A 14267-nucleotide genomic window follows, 5' to 3' on the forward strand; every position below is an offset into this window, starting at 1 on the left:
TCTACAACAAGCTATGCTTTCTGGTTATTTTTCTGTTTTTCCTACTGCAATTGCGGATATGACTCAACGGATCATTGATTGGCTGATAAAAATCTCAGTGATCATTCTCACTGTTTATCGATCATCAAATATCGATAAAACGATCCAACTCACAGTCTGATTTTAATCTAGATGCAAAGCAAAAAAGTGGCGTTATTATGCTATCGAAACGTTTCGATGAGTATTTTGTCAATAATTAACTGTCGAGATGGGTCCTCGCTTCACCTCAACGTGCACTGAAATAAAGGTCAAATAATGAAAAAAAGTACGCTACTAAACGCCGAACTCTCTTATCTAGTGGCCACGTTAGGTCATGGCGATGAAATTACGATTGGCGATGCCGGCTTACCGATTGACGAGTCTGTACAGCGGATCGATTTAGCTTTAACGCAGGGTATTCCGAGTTTTTTGGATACGGTGCGAGTCATCCTCAGCGAAATGCAAGTGCAAGCGGTGCTATTGGCTCACGAGTTTGCTCAAGTCAGCCCTGATTTACATAGCGAATTACTCGCTGAGTTGCACCGCGAGCAACAGAAAACAGGCCAACCTATTGTGATTGAGTATCTTAGCCATGATGAGTTTAAAACTCGTACGGTTGCCAGCCGCGCGGTGGTAAGAACCGGTGAGTGTACACCCTATGCCAATGTGATTTTTCAATCGGGCGTGGTGTTTTAGCGTTCGATGTTGTGATTTAACGATAAGGAGGAGTGATGACTCAACCGATTTTAGCTCTCAGTCAGATTGATAAAGCTTTTCCTGGTGTGAAAGCGCTTGATCAAGCTTGTTTAAACGTCTATCCCGGTCGAGTCATGGCCTTGATGGGAGAAAATGGCGCTGGCAAATCGACCTTAATGAAAGTATTAACGGGGATCTACAGCAAAGATGCTGGCACCATAGAGTATCAAGGTCAACCAGCCAGTTTCAAAGGCCCTAGGGATTCTCAGCAAGCGGGGATCAGTATTATTCATCAGGAGTTAAACCTGATCCCGCAGCTGACAATTGCAGAAAACATTTTTCTTGGTCGAGAAAAAACCAGCGCTTTTGGCCGCATTTTGTGGCAAGAGATGTACGCGGAAGCCGATCAACTGTTAGCTCGTCTTAATGTAAAACACAGTGCCAAAACCTTGCTCGGTGAGCTGAGTCTTGGTGAACAGCAGATGGTGGAAATCGCCAAGGCGCTGTCCTTTGAGTCCAAAGTGATCATCATGGATGAGCCAACCGACGCATTAACCGATACCGAAACCGCCTCATTGTTTAACGTGATTAATGAATTGCGCGACCAAGGTTGTGGCATCGTTTATATCTCTCATCGCTTAAAAGAAATTTTTGAAATTTGCGATGATATTACTGTGTTGCGAGATGGTAAATTCATCGGTCAATGCCAAGTCAATGAGACAGATGAAGATGGTCTGATTGAAATGATGGTTGGGCGTAAATTAGAAGAGCAGTATCCACGTATTGACGTAGAGCCAGAAAATAAAGTTTGTCTCGAAGTGATAGGTTTGACCGGATCGGGGATTCATGATGTCAGCTTTACCCTGCGTCGAGGAGAGATTTTAGGTATCTCTGGCTTGATGGGAGCGGGACGTAGCGAATTAATGAAGGTGATTTATGGCGCGCTGCCTTCTGAGCGAGGTGTGATTAATCTTAATGGCCGCACTATTAACCCCGTTAGCCCGCAAGATGGTTTAGCCAATGGTATTGCCTACATCTCAGAAGATCGCAAAGGCGATGGTCTGGTACTCGGTTTATCAGTCAAAGAAAATATGTCGCTGTGTGCCCTCGATAAACTGACCAAGGGCATACAAATTCAGCATGGCGCAGAAGCGACTGCGGTAGAAGATTTCATTCAACTGTTCAATATAAAAACCCCTTCTCGCAACCAGATCATTGGTCATCTTTCTGGTGGGAATCAGCAAAAAGTGGCGATCGCCAAAGGCTTAATGACGAAACCTAAGGTACTGATTTTAGATGAACCGACACGTGGCGTTGATGTAGGTGCGAAAAAAGAAATCTATCAATTAATCAATAAGTTTAAAGCGCAAGGGATGAGTATCATTTTAGTTTCATCGGAAATGCCAGAGGTACTTGGTATGAGCGATCGAATTTTAGTTATGCATGAAGGGCGGATCAGTGGCGAATTTGATGCCAAGCAAGCCAATCAAGAAAATCTTTTAGCGTGTGCCGTTGGCAAAACCTTGAACGAGGAAGCAGCATGAATAGTAAAACCCTAAGTAATCAGACGCCCAACGGTGGTAAAAAGTGGTTTAGTAAAGCGTGGTTGATTGAACAAAAGTCACTGATTGCTCTGCTATTTTTAGTCGTTGTGGTGTCATTTTTAAATCCCAACTTTTTTACCGTCGACAACATACTGAATATTTTACGTCAGACATCAGTGAACGCGATCATTGCGGTTGGTATGACTTTAGTTATTTTAACCGCGGGCATTGATCTCAGTGTTGGCTCAGTGTTGGCCCTATGTGGAGCGTTTGCTGCCAGTCTGATTGCCCTTGAAGTTCCGGTTCTAGTAGCAGTACCCACGGCTTTACTTGCCGGTGCCGTACTAGGAGGTATCAGTGGCATCATCATCGCCAAAGGTAAGGTACAAGCTTTCATTGCTACTCTCGTTACTATGACGCTGCTGCGTGGCGTCACCATGGTTTATACCGATGGGCGTCCTATTTCAACCGGATTTACCGATACCGCTGATGCATTTGCTTGGTTTGGTACGGGTTACGCATTAGGCATTCCTGTACCCGTTTGGATGATGGTGGTGGTATTTGCGGCAGCGTGGTACTTGCTCAATCACACACGTTTTGGTCGTTATATCTATGCCATGGGCGGTAATGAGTCAGCAGCGCGTTTATCCGGTATCAATGTTGATCGCGTTAAAATCGGTGTGTACGCCATTTGTGGTCTGTTATCGGCTTTGGCGGGCATCATTGTTACTTCTCGGCTCTCTTCTGCGCAACCTACGGCAGGCATGGGCTATGAGCTGGATGCGATTGCGGCGGTTGTATTAGGCGGCACCAGCTTAATGGGCGGGAAAGGTCGGATCATGGGCACCTTAATTGGCGCACTGATCATCGGCTTTTTAAATAACGCATTGAACTTACTCGATGTGACCTCTTACTACCAGATGATAGCGAAAGCGGTCGTTATATTGCTTGCTGTGCTGGTGGACAATAAAAATAAGTAAAACGTGAACCTACCAGATGTAAGCGTGCTTTTATCTGGTTCCCCCTACCAAAAAAAGGATAATTAACATGAAAAAACTTGCGACGTTAATTTCTGCTGCGCTGCTATCGGCATCGGTATCGGTCTCCGCTTCGGCGAAAGACACGATTGCTATTGTCGTTTCAACCCTGAACAATCCATTCTTTGTCACCATGAAAGATGGTGCGGAAGCGAAAGCCAAAGACTTAGGCTATAACCTGATCATTTTGGACTCGCAAAACGATCCGAGTAAAGAGCTGTCGAACGTAGAAGATCTGACGGTTCGAGGTGTAAAAGCGATTTTAATTAACCCAACCGATTCTGATGCCGTATCAAACGCTATCCGCCGAGCTAATCGCGCAAAAATCCCTGTGGTAACCTTGGATCGTGGTGCGAGCCGTGGTGAGGTCGTCAGTCATATCGCTTCGGATAACGTAATGGGCGGAGAGATGGCTGGGCAATTTATCGTTGAAAAAGTTGGCGAAAAAGCCAAAGTCATTCAGCTCGAAGGGATCGCCGGCACCTCCGCGGCTCGTGAACGCGGACAAGGTTTTATGAACGCAGTTAAAGAGCATGATATGGTTTTACTTGCCAGCCAACCTGCTGACTTTGATCGCACCAAAGGATTAAACGTCATGGAAAATTTACTGGCATCAAACCCAAGCGTGCAAGCTGTTTTTGCGCAAAATGATGAAATGGCATTGGGCGCGCTGCGCGCAGTGCAAGCGTCTGGTAAAAACATTTTGATTGTTGGTTTTGATGGTACTGACGACGGCATTGCCGCAGTAAAACGTGGTCAGTTAGGGGCAACGGTCGCTCAACAACCAGACATGATTGGCGCTTTAGGGGTTGAAACCGCTGATAAGATCCTCAAAGGTCAGACGGTCGAGGCTTATCTTCCTGTGCCGCTGAAAATTATCAGTCAATAACTCACCTATCGTATACCTCGCTCTGAGTATAGAGCGAGGTTTTCTATCTTATAGAAGGATAATTCTTATGAACCAATTGGTGGTATTAGGTAGTGTCAATGCTGACCATGTTCTACAAGTCCCTACTTTTCCTCGTCCTGGAGAAACGCTTCATGGCCGAAATTATCAAGTCATCCCTGGTGGTAAAGGTGCAAACCAAGCGGTTGCCGCCGCGCGCTTAAAAGCGGATATTGGCTTTATTGCCTGTGTTGGTGATGATGCCTTTGGTATCGAAAGTTGTGAACGATTTAAGCTGGATGGAATGGATATTCGTGGTGTGAAAGTACAAGCGGATTGCCCAACAGGCATTGCGATGATCCAAGTGTCTGATCGTGGAGAAAACAGTATTTGTCTTTCAGCTGAGGCGAATGACCGATTAACCGCAGAAGCGATCGAAGATGACCTACCAAGCATTCGTGCCGCCAGCTACTTGTTAATGCAACTTGAAACACCGATTGACGGCATCATTAAAGCGGCGCAAGTCGCTAAACAAGCGAAAACGAATGTGGTGCTCAACCCAGCGCCAGCCCGTGAGTTGCCATTGAGTTTGCTCAGTTGTGTTGATGTGATCACTCCTAATGAAACAGAAGCGCAAGTGCTCACCGGCATTACCGTCACCGATGATGCTTCAGCCCAGCAAGCGGCAACAGTGTTACATCAGCAAGGCATTGAAATTGTTATTATTACCCTTGGCGCAAAAGGGGTTTGGTTGAGTGAAAATGGGCATGGACAACTGATCCCCGGTTTTCGAGTCTCGGCCACCGACACCACCGCCGCGGGCGATACATTTAATGGTGCGTTTGTGACTGGCTTGTTAGAGAATATGCCTTTAGAATCCGCGATTAAGTTTGCTCATGCCGCAGCAGCGATTTCAGTTACTCGTTTTGGCGCACAAACGTCGATTCCGACTCGCCAAGAAGTGGATGAATTTTTAGCTCAGCATCAATAAGGGATAAGATGATATGGCAACCATGAAAGATATTGCGCGCGTTGCAGGGGTTTCGACTTCCACGGTTAGCCATGTGATCAATAAGACTCGCTATGTTAGTGATGATATTGCCGAGCGAGTCAATAAAGCCGCGAAAGATCTCAATTACGCGCCTTCTGCTTTGGCGCGTAGTTTAAAAATGAATCGTACCCGTACCATTGGTATGTTAGTGACTACCTCAACCAATCCATTTTTTGGAGAAGTTGTTAAAGGGGTTGAGCGCAGTTGCTATCAACAAGGTTATAGCCTGATCTTATGTAATACCGAAGGGGATAATCAACGCATGAAAGCGTCGATCAATACCCTATTACAAAAACGAGTCGATGGCTTAATTTTAATGTGCTCGACCTTAGAAGGCGAACGGATTGAAGTCTTTGAGCGCTATCCTGATATTCCAGTGGTGGTTATGGATTGGGGGCCAATGCTATTTGCCAGTGATAAAATCCAAGATAACTCACTGCGTGGTGGCTACATGGCGACCCAGTACTTAATTGAATGTGGTCATCAATCCATCGGCTGTATTACTGGACCACTGAGTCGTCATCAAGCGCAAATGCGCTATGAAGGTTATAAACGAGCCATGTTTGAAGCGGGCTTAACCATCAATCCTGACTGGATTACTGAGTCTGATTTTGAATGTGGAGGAGGCGCGCAAGCCCTGTATCGATTGCAAAAAAAAGGACCATTACCCAGCGCACTTTTTGTTAGTAATGACATGATGGCCATGGGGGTGATTCATGCCGCCAGTGACCTTGATATTGCTATTCCAGATCAGCTTTCGATCATCGGTTATGATGATATTCATATCGCAAATTTTATGACGCCTTCCCTGACGACTATTCATCAGCCTAAATACCGTTTAGGTCAGGCTGCCATCGAAACACTATTAAATAAGCTTGAAAATCAGAGCCGCGAACCTCAAATGGTTCAGCTAGAACCAACGCTGGTTGTCCGTCAGAGTGTGAAAGTGTTGAAGTAAAATAGAAAGTGAACCGTGCGGTTCACTTTTTGCGCCATGACTTATCGGCCTAAAAATTTCACCGCTTTATCTGGGAAGTCCGTAAATAAACCGTCGACTTTAACCTGATGGTAGAATACCTCTAGCATATCATCAAAGCTTTCGGCCCAAGGAGCGATACGTCCAGGATCGGCTCGAAAAGTATATGGATGCACTTCCAAGCCTGCGTCTCTAGCATAGTGCATTAACGGATTAATCACGATGTTGCTTTTAGTCGAGCTATTGTCTACTAGCATAGGCATCCATGGACCAATACCATCAGCATATTGAGCAACCTTTTTCATTCCATCTTCACTAAACATCCATTGATAGTCATATGATGTGGCAGTTTGACCTTGATAGACCATGGTTTCATTCCAATCAGTGTGGGCGATCAGCTGGACTAAACGAATGTCCATACCCATATTGGGTAGTAATTGGTCATGGATACGTTTGAGCTCAATGGGATCAAAAGATTGTAAATAAACCTTATCTTTTTTAGTTTGATAGCCATACTTTTTTAGCGTGTTTAAGACAGTTTTAGAAATATCTTTTCCTTCATGACGATGAAACCAAGGTGCTTTAATTTCGGGATAGACACCGATATCGTAACCTAACGTATGGTTGAGTCCTTGTATTAACTCAATTTCTTCCGCTAAAGTGGGGACGGTAAAATCTGCATGCCACATTGGAAAGCGAGACGGAAATACGGCGACAGCTTGCCCTTGTTCATCTAGATTAAATCCTTCTGTAACGCGTAAAGTTTTTATTTCCGCAAGGGTGAAATCAATAGCGTAAAAACGACCATCTTGTCGAGCGCGATCGGGAAATCGTTCTGCTACATCAGTAACGCGATCTAAATAGTGATCGTGGAGTACGACTAAATGATCATCTTTTGTCATTACCACATCTTGTTCGATATAGTCGGGTTTCATTGCATAGGCTAGCGCTTTAGCTGCAAGAGTATGTTCGGGTAAATAGCCAGATGCTCCTCGATGAGCAATTACTAGCTGTTCAGCATGTAGAGAGGTTGAGGTGAGTAATGTCAGTAGAGCAATATGGAGTAATTTCTTCATTATTTTTTTCCTATATTCCCTTCTTTTATGAAGCTGAAGGGTTTTTTGGTTACCTTCGTTCTCCCTAATCACATCATCATCGATGACCATGAAGGGTACCCACCTATCGCTATATTTAGCTGCAAGTAGTTTGGGTATAGTTAAAGATGGAATGTTATTGCTCGCAGAGTTAAAGCCGCTTTTAAAGGACAACATGAACGGCTAATGATAGCGATTGAACATTCGTAAAACATAAGCCCGAGGTATTTTCGGGCTTATGTGGATTTTAAACAGAAGGTTCAGTAAGCGTTTATTGTGCGGCTTCCGCTGCTTCTCTCGCATCTTTTTCTTTGTGGAATGCTCGTTCACCGATAAAGGCGTAGAGTAAACAAACAATAGATAAAATGCACGATGCAACCAGGATAAAGAATCCACCATCCCAACCAAAATGGTCAACCGTGTAACCTAAGATAGCGTTCGCGGCGACCGCACCACCGAGATAACCAAACAGACCCGTTAAACCTGCTGCAGTGCCTGCGGCTTTTTTCGGCGCTAATTCAAGCGCATACAGACCAATCAGCATCACGGGGCCATAAATTAAGAAACCGATAGCGATTAATGCCATCATATCAACCATGGGGTTACCCGCTGGATTAAACCAGTAAACCAATACGGCTAGGGTTACTAACACCATAAACAGAATGCCGGCAGGGGCGCGACGACCTTTAAAGACTTTATCTGAGATCCAGCCGCAGAGTAGGGTTCCGGGAATACCCGCCCACTCATAGAGGAAATAAGCCCATGAAGATTTATTCACCGTAAAGGCTTTAGCTTCTTGCAAGTAAACTGGAGCCCAGTCTAATACACCATAACGAATGAGGTAGACAAACGCGTTAGCAATCGCAATCGCCCATAACAGTTTGTTATTAAAAACGTATTTAAAGAAAATTTCTTTCGCTGTCATCTCTTTTTCATGAGATTTATCGTAATTTTCTGGGTAGTCATTTTTATACTCTTCAATCGGTGGTAAGCCGCAAGATTGTGGAGTATCGCGCATGGTTAACCAAGTAAATAGCGCCACCAGCAAGGCAAAGAAAGCCGGAACGTAAAAAGCCGCTTTCCAGTCACCACTGAAGGCCCATAAGCCTAGGATAAAAATAGGACCAATCAGCCCGCCACCCACGTTATGGGCAACATTCCATACCGAAACAATTTCTCCGCGCTCTTTACGTGACCACCAATGCACCATAGTTCGACCACAGGCAGGCCAGCCCATCCCTTGGAACCAACCATTTAAGAATAGTAAAATGAACATCGCGGTAATGCTGCCCGTTGCCCAAGGCATAAAACCAAAACAGAACATCACTAAGGCGGATAAAACCAAGCCTGCCGTTAAAAAGTAACGAGGGTTGGAGCGGTCAGACACGTTGCCCATTAAGAACTTGGACAGTCCATAAGCGATAGAAACCGCAGCCAGTGCGACCCCCAGATCACCACGGCTAAAACCTTGTTCAATCAAATAAGGCATCGCTAAGCTAAAGTTTTTACGGACTAAATAGTAACCCGCATAGCCGACAAAAATACCGATAAAAAGTTGCCAACGCAGACGTGAATAGGCGCTATCCACTCGTTCTGCAGACAGTCGCTCAATGTGAGCGTGTGGTTTAAAGATCCCAAACATAATGGCCTCGTAATGTAATTAGGTTGCTGGGGGAATAGAACATTCAAAATGGAGCGAACGAATAATGTTTTATTTTCGTTCGAAACTTTTCGAGAATTGTAGGTATGTTGCAAATTATTTCTGTGATGAATGAAGTGTTACAATTAATTTACTCATAAAAACAAATAATTAATTGGTTTTTATGAGTGATAAATAATCGAAATGATGGCATTTTGATCTTTAGTTTTTGCTAATAAAGCTTTGTTTTTATTAGATTGGTTTAATGTGACGCCATACCTGCTCGTTCGAGAGTTCTTTCTTTGCAACGAATCAATGACCAATTTAGTTTGATGATCTGGCGGGAGGATAAAATTTGATGTCCCTCGTAGGAAAATGAGCGTTCAAAGTATGAGCAGTATAGATTTGGAAGGTAGGTTGTATTTTGGAGCATCGATAGTGGTACTGGACTTGGGTTATCAGTGAATCTTGCTAGCTTTAGGACGTATTGGGTTTGAAAAGATAGCCCATTTTTATGGTGATGGTTGAGTTGGTTAATCATCGTAAAACATCGCCCTAGTTCATCTGTGATTATTAACATCGTCAGTGGAAGGAACCTAACAATGAAACATCGATTAGTCCTGAGTACCTTGTGTATCAGTTTATCTATTCCCTCATTAGCTTTTGCACATGGCTGGGTTGAGTTTCCCAGTGCGCGGCAAAATACGTGCTATTTAGATGGTGGTTTTTGGAGTAACACTATTCCCAATGCGGCTTGCCAAGCGGTTTATGATCAATCGGGAGCGTATCCCTTTGTTCAACGCAATGAAGTGGCTGCGAATGTGGCTCGTTATCGAGATCTCGAGCAGGTGAAAGCAGTGATACCGGATGGTCAGCTTTGTTCTGCCGGTCATGCAGCTAAAGCTGGGTTAAATATTGTCTCTCCTCATTGGCAGAAAACACCGATTCAGCTAAATGAACATCATCAATTGGACTTAGTTTTTCATGCTGCAGTGCCACATAATCCTTCTTATTGGGAGTTTTACTTAACGAAACCAGAGTACGATCCAAGTCTACCTTTGACATGGGACGATTTAGAGTTAATTGATGAGGCGGGGAATGTCGCAGTAGGGGCTGATCGAAAATATCGATTCACGGTCAATTTCCCTGAGGGGCGCAGTGGTGATGCGATTTTGTATACCCGCTGGCAGCGAATTGATCCGGCGGGCGAAGGGTTTTATAACTGTAGTGATATCACCTTTGTGGGCGGAGAGGCCCCAACGCCGCCTACTGAACCGAGTGAACCTGAGCAACCGACAGATTTAATGGCATTAGGTTATTTTGTGCCAACAGGGTTTGGACCAGTGGACAGCGGCGATAGTGTGCGTTTTCGTACCTTTAGCCAACAAGGGCAAGAGTTGACGGATATTCATCTCGAGATTTCTGCCAATAATAGACACACTTGGCCTGTTGAACTGGCCGGTCAGTTTAATCAGCAGCAAGCGGGACATTGGTATATTGGTATTTGGCACCAAGAAATGAACCACTATATGTTTGATAGCCGAACTATCCATGTTAACCAAGTGTTTGCGCCACATGGTCAGTTTAGCTACCAATTATCATTACAAAAACAAACACCGCCACCAGTGATCCCTGATAACGCTTGGCAAGAGAGCAAAACATACACCGCTGGTGACATTGTTGTTCACCAAGGGCGTGAATGGACGGCGCAATGGTGGACGAAAGGAGAAGAGCCGGGAACCACAGGAGAGTGGGGTGTTTGGCGCTAAGATGAGTCAAATTCTTAGTATGACTTCTGTTAATTGCTTTAATTCAAATAGGCAGCGATATTGCTGCCTATTTGAAGAAGACAAATCATCAAAATACAGCCAAGTTAAAGAGCGGTAACTCCTTAACCTAGCTTGATATCTCGATTAATAGTGTACTTCCACACCAAGGGTAATGGTTCTGCCTGGATCGGGCATGCTGATCACCGCTCCCGGTTGTACTTGATAACGGTCAGTGAGGTTATTAATGGCTAAAAACAGCTGTGTGTTAGGGTTTAAGGCATATTGAGAGTAGAGATCAATTTTATAATCCGCAGGAATATCGATAATCGCACTAGCACCCGTGCCCGCTAACCAATTGCTTGGATTAGACTTACCTGAGTGATAAGAGACCTTGATACCAGTATCAAGGGTATTATTAAAAAATTGCGTGCCAAGATTGAGGTATATGTTTTCTTTGGGTGGAATACGCGTTGGGGTCAATCCCCAAGCAAAGCCCATAGAATTACAGCGTTCGCTTTCTGCATATGCCGCTTGGTCTGTGGAGCAAATTTTGGTCTCACTGTATAAGGTAGCGGCAAGGTGAGCGTATAACCAGGCATAGTGATATTTGGCGCTCAGCTCCCAACCAGAGAGTTGCATTTTATCGTAATTGGTAAAGGTGAAGTTAGATCGCCATTCAGGCATTCCCGGCGTTTTGGGTAATACGCCGCCAGAAATATAATTTTTAATGCTGTTGTTGAAATAAGACGCTGATAGATGAAGATTATCTCCACGCGCCATGGTATCCATGCTATGCCATTGCACGCCGACCTCATTATTGAATGATTGCTCAGGTTTGATTGGGTTGAAAGGGTTATAGCTGAACACCTCATTCGATAGTGTCGTTTCATATAAGCTAGGCATCCGATAAGTACGTGAAGATTTCAAAAATAGCTGAGTACTTGGGGTGAGTTGATAAGTCAGCTCACTCAGTAGATCCACTTTTTCTTTGTAATCGAGATGTTGCTTGGTTTGGTGGTCAGTGGACTTGGCATTGTGGACATTTAGCCCCAGTTTTATTTTCAGCGGTGCGTAATTTATATCGGCATTAGCAAAAATATTTTGTGTACGACGTTTACCATCACGTGACGTCACGGTTTGGGTAAAACGAATTTGTCCATCTTCTTCAGGCGATAAGCGCTCTTGCTGCTGCGCAAAACCATAAGTTAAACGCACCGGCCAGTCGGTCAGTAAGCTCTCATTACTGACGCTAAAGCCGGAACGATCGTTACTGTAGCCATGGAAATACTGCTCGGCGTTAGTGCCGTGGGCCCAAAGCCCATTATATTGAGCGAGCTTCGCATCGGTGTACCACACATTGGCATGCAGATTTAGCCAAGGCTGATTTGGTTGATAGTAGTAGTTGGCGACATAGGTACTGACTTTTGCTGTGCCTAATCCCCATTGCGGCATCATCTCTTGACCATCGGGTAGTGGGTTCCAATTTTGGTCATAATCAAATTTGTACCAATAAGCGGCCAAAACCTCACCGGCTTTTTGTTCGTGGTAACGATAGGTGAGATCGGCATTATGTGCGGTGCGATTGTTGGTCGCTAATTTTAAGAGCCACGAATCACTTTCAAAACTGGTGTTAACCACTTCTTGAGCCGGACCGACGACGGGTTCGTGATAATCGTTATAGCCATTTTTACCGGAAAAATGGTTACCTTTTGAACGTTTACTATAAGCCAGTACGGTACTGAATAACTCATGTTGATAACCAAGGCCAATCATAGCTGAGCCGTGTTTAAACTTGTATTCAGAGTCACGGTTCGCTAACAAATAGTCACCTTGTTGACGGTAATCGCCGCTGACTTCTGGGGTACGGTTATGGTTATTGGCTCGAGCTTTAAAGATGACACCAAAGGTACTGTCATCTTTAATTACATCGTTAATGGTTAGCGTGGTGGCGTTAACCACGCCGCCAACAGCCCCGCTGGCGTAAGGTGAGCTATCCATGGTCGCACCTTGATGAACCGTCAAGGTGCTGAGTAAGTCGGTATCAATATAGGTTCGGTCACTGACGCCTTGGTAACCTCGGGAGGTGTGAGTCGATTGCAAGCTACCATCAATAAAAATCGGCACCCGACCTTCGCCTTGCAAGCCGCGAATGCCAATATCCAATGCACCAGCTTCATTATGCATATTATTACTTTGTACGCTGGTGATCCCAGAAAAGATATCCGCATTGGCGATACCACGCATTTTGTCTAAATCATTGCGTAATCGTTGATGAGTAGGAATGGGTTGACCATGCACTGTGATGGTTTCGTCGGTTTCTGAGGAAGCGGCTGTTTCTGCTTGAGTTACACTGGTCAACAGAAGAGGAATAAGAGCCAACAAAGGTTTCAACTGCATAATTTGATCCTTGTCAAAATGAGAGCAAGGATACTGATGTAATTGATAATTATTATCAATACGTTTTGTTTAAATAGTTTGTGACTTGAATCACGTTTTGGTGCTGGTGTTTAATCATTAAGCTAGTGGTTGCGATTTTTGGATTTCTTCATCGACCCAGATCAGTAATTGCTTAATCGCTCTTGAGAGCAATTGGTTTTGGCGCACGATATAACCCAAGCTGGTGGAAGAAAAATCAGGCAGTGGGGTAAGCGTTGTGTGTAATGCCCTTTGCGGATTGACTGAAAACGTAGGGACAATCGCGACTCCGAACCCCGCTTCTGCCCAGTCAATTTGTGCATCCACACTACCGACTTCCATAATGCGATAGTTAGACAGGTTCAGTTTCGGCAGGCTGAGATCGATTAAATCTCGAGTACGAGTATCATGACCAAGCAGAATAAGCGTTGGCTCATCCGCGGTCAGAGGAGCTTGTGAATGCTCGCTCACCGCTAGGCTTTGATTCGTGGCCTGCGCTTGCCACTGCGCCAGTCCATTGCCAATTGCGCACCACTGCACTTCACGTAGCTCGGTAAAACTCAGTGGTGCCTCTTCTTTCTGCGCGATCACAAATCCTAAGTCGGCTTTGGCCGTTTTCACCAGCTCTGCCGCTTGTGAAGAGGTAGTATTAAATAATGATAGGTCGATACCCGGATAGGTTTTGCGAAACAGCTGAAAAGGGCCAATCAATAGTAAGCGAGAGATGATATCGCTGGCGGCAATGGTTAAAGTGCCCTGATGAAGATGGTTAATGGCATTGAGATCGGCTTGGCAGACTTGTAATTCAAGTAAGGTTTTCTCTGCACTTTGCAATAATCGCTCACCCGCTTGAGTCAGTTGAAACGGGTTACGTTCAATCAATTTGACACGCGTTGCTTGCTCTAATTGTTTTAAATGCAAGCTAACGTTGGGCTGTGTCATGTGTAAGGCTGCTGCGGTTTTACCAAAATGTTGATATTTCGCTAAAGTGACAAAGGTATTGAGCCAGTGAATATCAAGCATGATGGATCCTTATACGAGAGAACATTCAGTGAGGGTGATATGGATTTCTTATCAAAGTTATAATAATAATTAATTTTTCATATTTCAATCTTAGGCATAGGATGGTGGCACTTGCTTTT

Annotated in this window: 11 protein-coding genes; 7 read left to right on the top strand and 4 right to left on the bottom strand. The window is 44.6% G+C overall.

Annotated elements, in window-relative coordinates; translation table 11 throughout:
* Nucleotides 1-294 precede the first annotated feature (294 nt).
* From rbsD to AACS00_RS08160, 6 genes are all read left to right on the top strand, one after another.
* Nucleotides 295-714 carry a D-ribose pyranase gene (gene rbsD / locus AACS00_RS08135; protein WP_110167067.1) on the top strand — a complete coding sequence of 140 codons (420 nt, stop codon included), beginning with the start codon at nt 295-297 and terminating at the stop codon, nt 712-714.
* A gap of 35 nt (nt 715-749) precedes the next feature.
* Entirely contained in the window at nt 750-2258 is a 1509-nt protein-coding gene (gene rbsA, locus AACS00_RS08140) for a ribose ABC transporter ATP-binding protein RbsA (protein ID WP_110167068.1), read from the top strand.
* Nucleotides 2255-3238 carry a ribose ABC transporter permease gene (gene rbsC, locus AACS00_RS08145; RefSeq protein WP_110167069.1) on the top strand — a complete coding sequence of 328 codons (984 nt, stop codon included), beginning with the start codon at nt 2255-2257 and terminating at the stop codon, nt 3236-3238. The genes rbsA and rbsC overlap by 4 nt, the downstream gene beginning before the upstream one ends.
* A 67-nt stretch (nt 3239-3305) precedes the next feature.
* Nucleotides 3306-4184, top strand: coding sequence for a ribose ABC transporter substrate-binding protein RbsB (gene rbsB, locus AACS00_RS08150; protein WP_110167070.1), 879 nt, complete (start codon nt 3306-3308; stop codon nt 4182-4184).
* A 67-nt stretch (nt 4185-4251) separates the two neighbouring features.
* Nucleotides 4252-5172: a ribokinase gene (gene rbsK / locus AACS00_RS08155; RefSeq protein ID WP_110167071.1), complete on the top strand. Its 921-nt coding sequence runs from the start codon at nt 4252-4254 to the stop codon at nt 5170-5172.
* A 13-nt stretch (nt 5173-5185) separates the two neighbouring features.
* A complete protein-coding gene (locus tag AACS00_RS08160; protein WP_110167072.1) occupies nt 5186-6190 on the top strand; it encodes a substrate-binding domain-containing protein in 1005 nt (334 codons plus the stop codon).
* A gap of 41 nt (nt 6191-6231) precedes the next feature.
* Here AACS00_RS08160 and glpQ read toward each other — a convergent pair whose 3' ends face one another.
* The gene (gene glpQ / locus AACS00_RS08165; RefSeq protein ID WP_110167073.1) at nt 6232-7284 is read right to left on the bottom strand and encodes a glycerophosphodiester phosphodiesterase; all 1053 of its coding nucleotides are present in this window, start codon (nt 7282-7284) and stop codon (nt 6232-6234) included.
* A gap of 289 nt (nt 7285-7573) precedes the next feature.
* A complete protein-coding gene (glpT, locus tag AACS00_RS08170; RefSeq protein WP_072670885.1) occupies nt 7574-8944 on the bottom strand; it encodes a glycerol-3-phosphate transporter in 1371 nt (456 codons plus the stop codon).
* Between the two features lie 599 nt (nt 8945-9543).
* On the opposite strand from glpT, the gene AACS00_RS08175 reads away from it, so the two are divergent.
* Nucleotides 9544-10710, top strand: a complete 1167-nt coding sequence (locus tag AACS00_RS08175; RefSeq protein WP_110167074.1) for a lytic polysaccharide monooxygenase — start codon at nt 9544-9546, stop codon at nt 10708-10710.
* A 144-nt stretch (nt 10711-10854) separates the two neighbouring features.
* On the opposite strand, the gene AACS00_RS08180 is transcribed toward AACS00_RS08175, so the two are convergent.
* Nucleotides 10855-13107: a TonB-dependent receptor domain-containing protein gene (locus tag AACS00_RS08180; protein ID WP_181397522.1), complete on the bottom strand. Its 2253-nt coding sequence runs from the start codon at nt 13105-13107 to the stop codon at nt 10855-10857.
* A gap of 117 nt (nt 13108-13224) precedes the next feature.
* The gene (locus tag AACS00_RS08185) at nt 13225-14148 is read right to left on the bottom strand and encodes a LysR family transcriptional regulator (protein ID WP_072670888.1); all 924 of its coding nucleotides are present in this window, start codon (nt 14146-14148) and stop codon (nt 13225-13227) included.
* Between the last annotated feature and the right edge of the window lie 119 nt (nt 14149-14267).

The organism is Vibrio sp. 11986-1-5, from assembly GCF_963878025.1.
Classification (GTDB): domain Bacteria; phylum Pseudomonadota; class Gammaproteobacteria; order Enterobacterales; family Vibrionaceae; genus Vibrio; species Vibrio injensis.

Coding starts and splice junctions, on each gene's coding strand:
- rbsD (WP_110167067.1), top strand. CDS start 295: ATGAAAAAAAGTACGCTACTAAACGCCGAACTCTCTTATCTAGTGGCC.
- rbsA (WP_110167068.1), top strand. CDS start 750: ATGACTCAACCGATTTTAGCTCTCAGTCAGATTGATAAAGCTTTTCCT.
- rbsC (WP_110167069.1), top strand. CDS start 2,255: ATGAATAGTAAAACCCTAAGTAATCAGACGCCCAACGGTGGTAAAAAG.
- rbsB (WP_110167070.1), top strand. CDS start 3,306: ATGAAAAAACTTGCGACGTTAATTTCTGCTGCGCTGCTATCGGCATCG.
- rbsK (WP_110167071.1), top strand. CDS start 4,252: ATGAACCAATTGGTGGTATTAGGTAGTGTCAATGCTGACCATGTTCTA.
- AACS00_RS08160 (WP_110167072.1), top strand. CDS start 5,186: ATGGCAACCATGAAAGATATTGCGCGCGTTGCAGGGGTTTCGACTTCC.
- glpQ (WP_110167073.1), bottom strand. CDS start 7,284: ATGAAGAAATTACTCCATATTGCTCTACTGACATTACTCACCTCAACC.
- glpT (WP_072670885.1), bottom strand. CDS start 8,944: ATGTTTGGGATCTTTAAACCACACGCTCACATTGAGCGACTGTCTGCA.
- AACS00_RS08175 (WP_110167074.1), top strand. CDS start 9,544: ATGAAACATCGATTAGTCCTGAGTACCTTGTGTATCAGTTTATCTATT.
- AACS00_RS08180 (WP_181397522.1), bottom strand. CDS start 13,107: ATGCAGTTGAAACCTTTGTTGGCTCTTATTCCTCTTCTGTTGACCAGT.
- AACS00_RS08185 (WP_072670888.1), bottom strand. CDS start 14,148: ATGCTTGATATTCACTGGCTCAATACCTTTGTCACTTTAGCGAAATAT.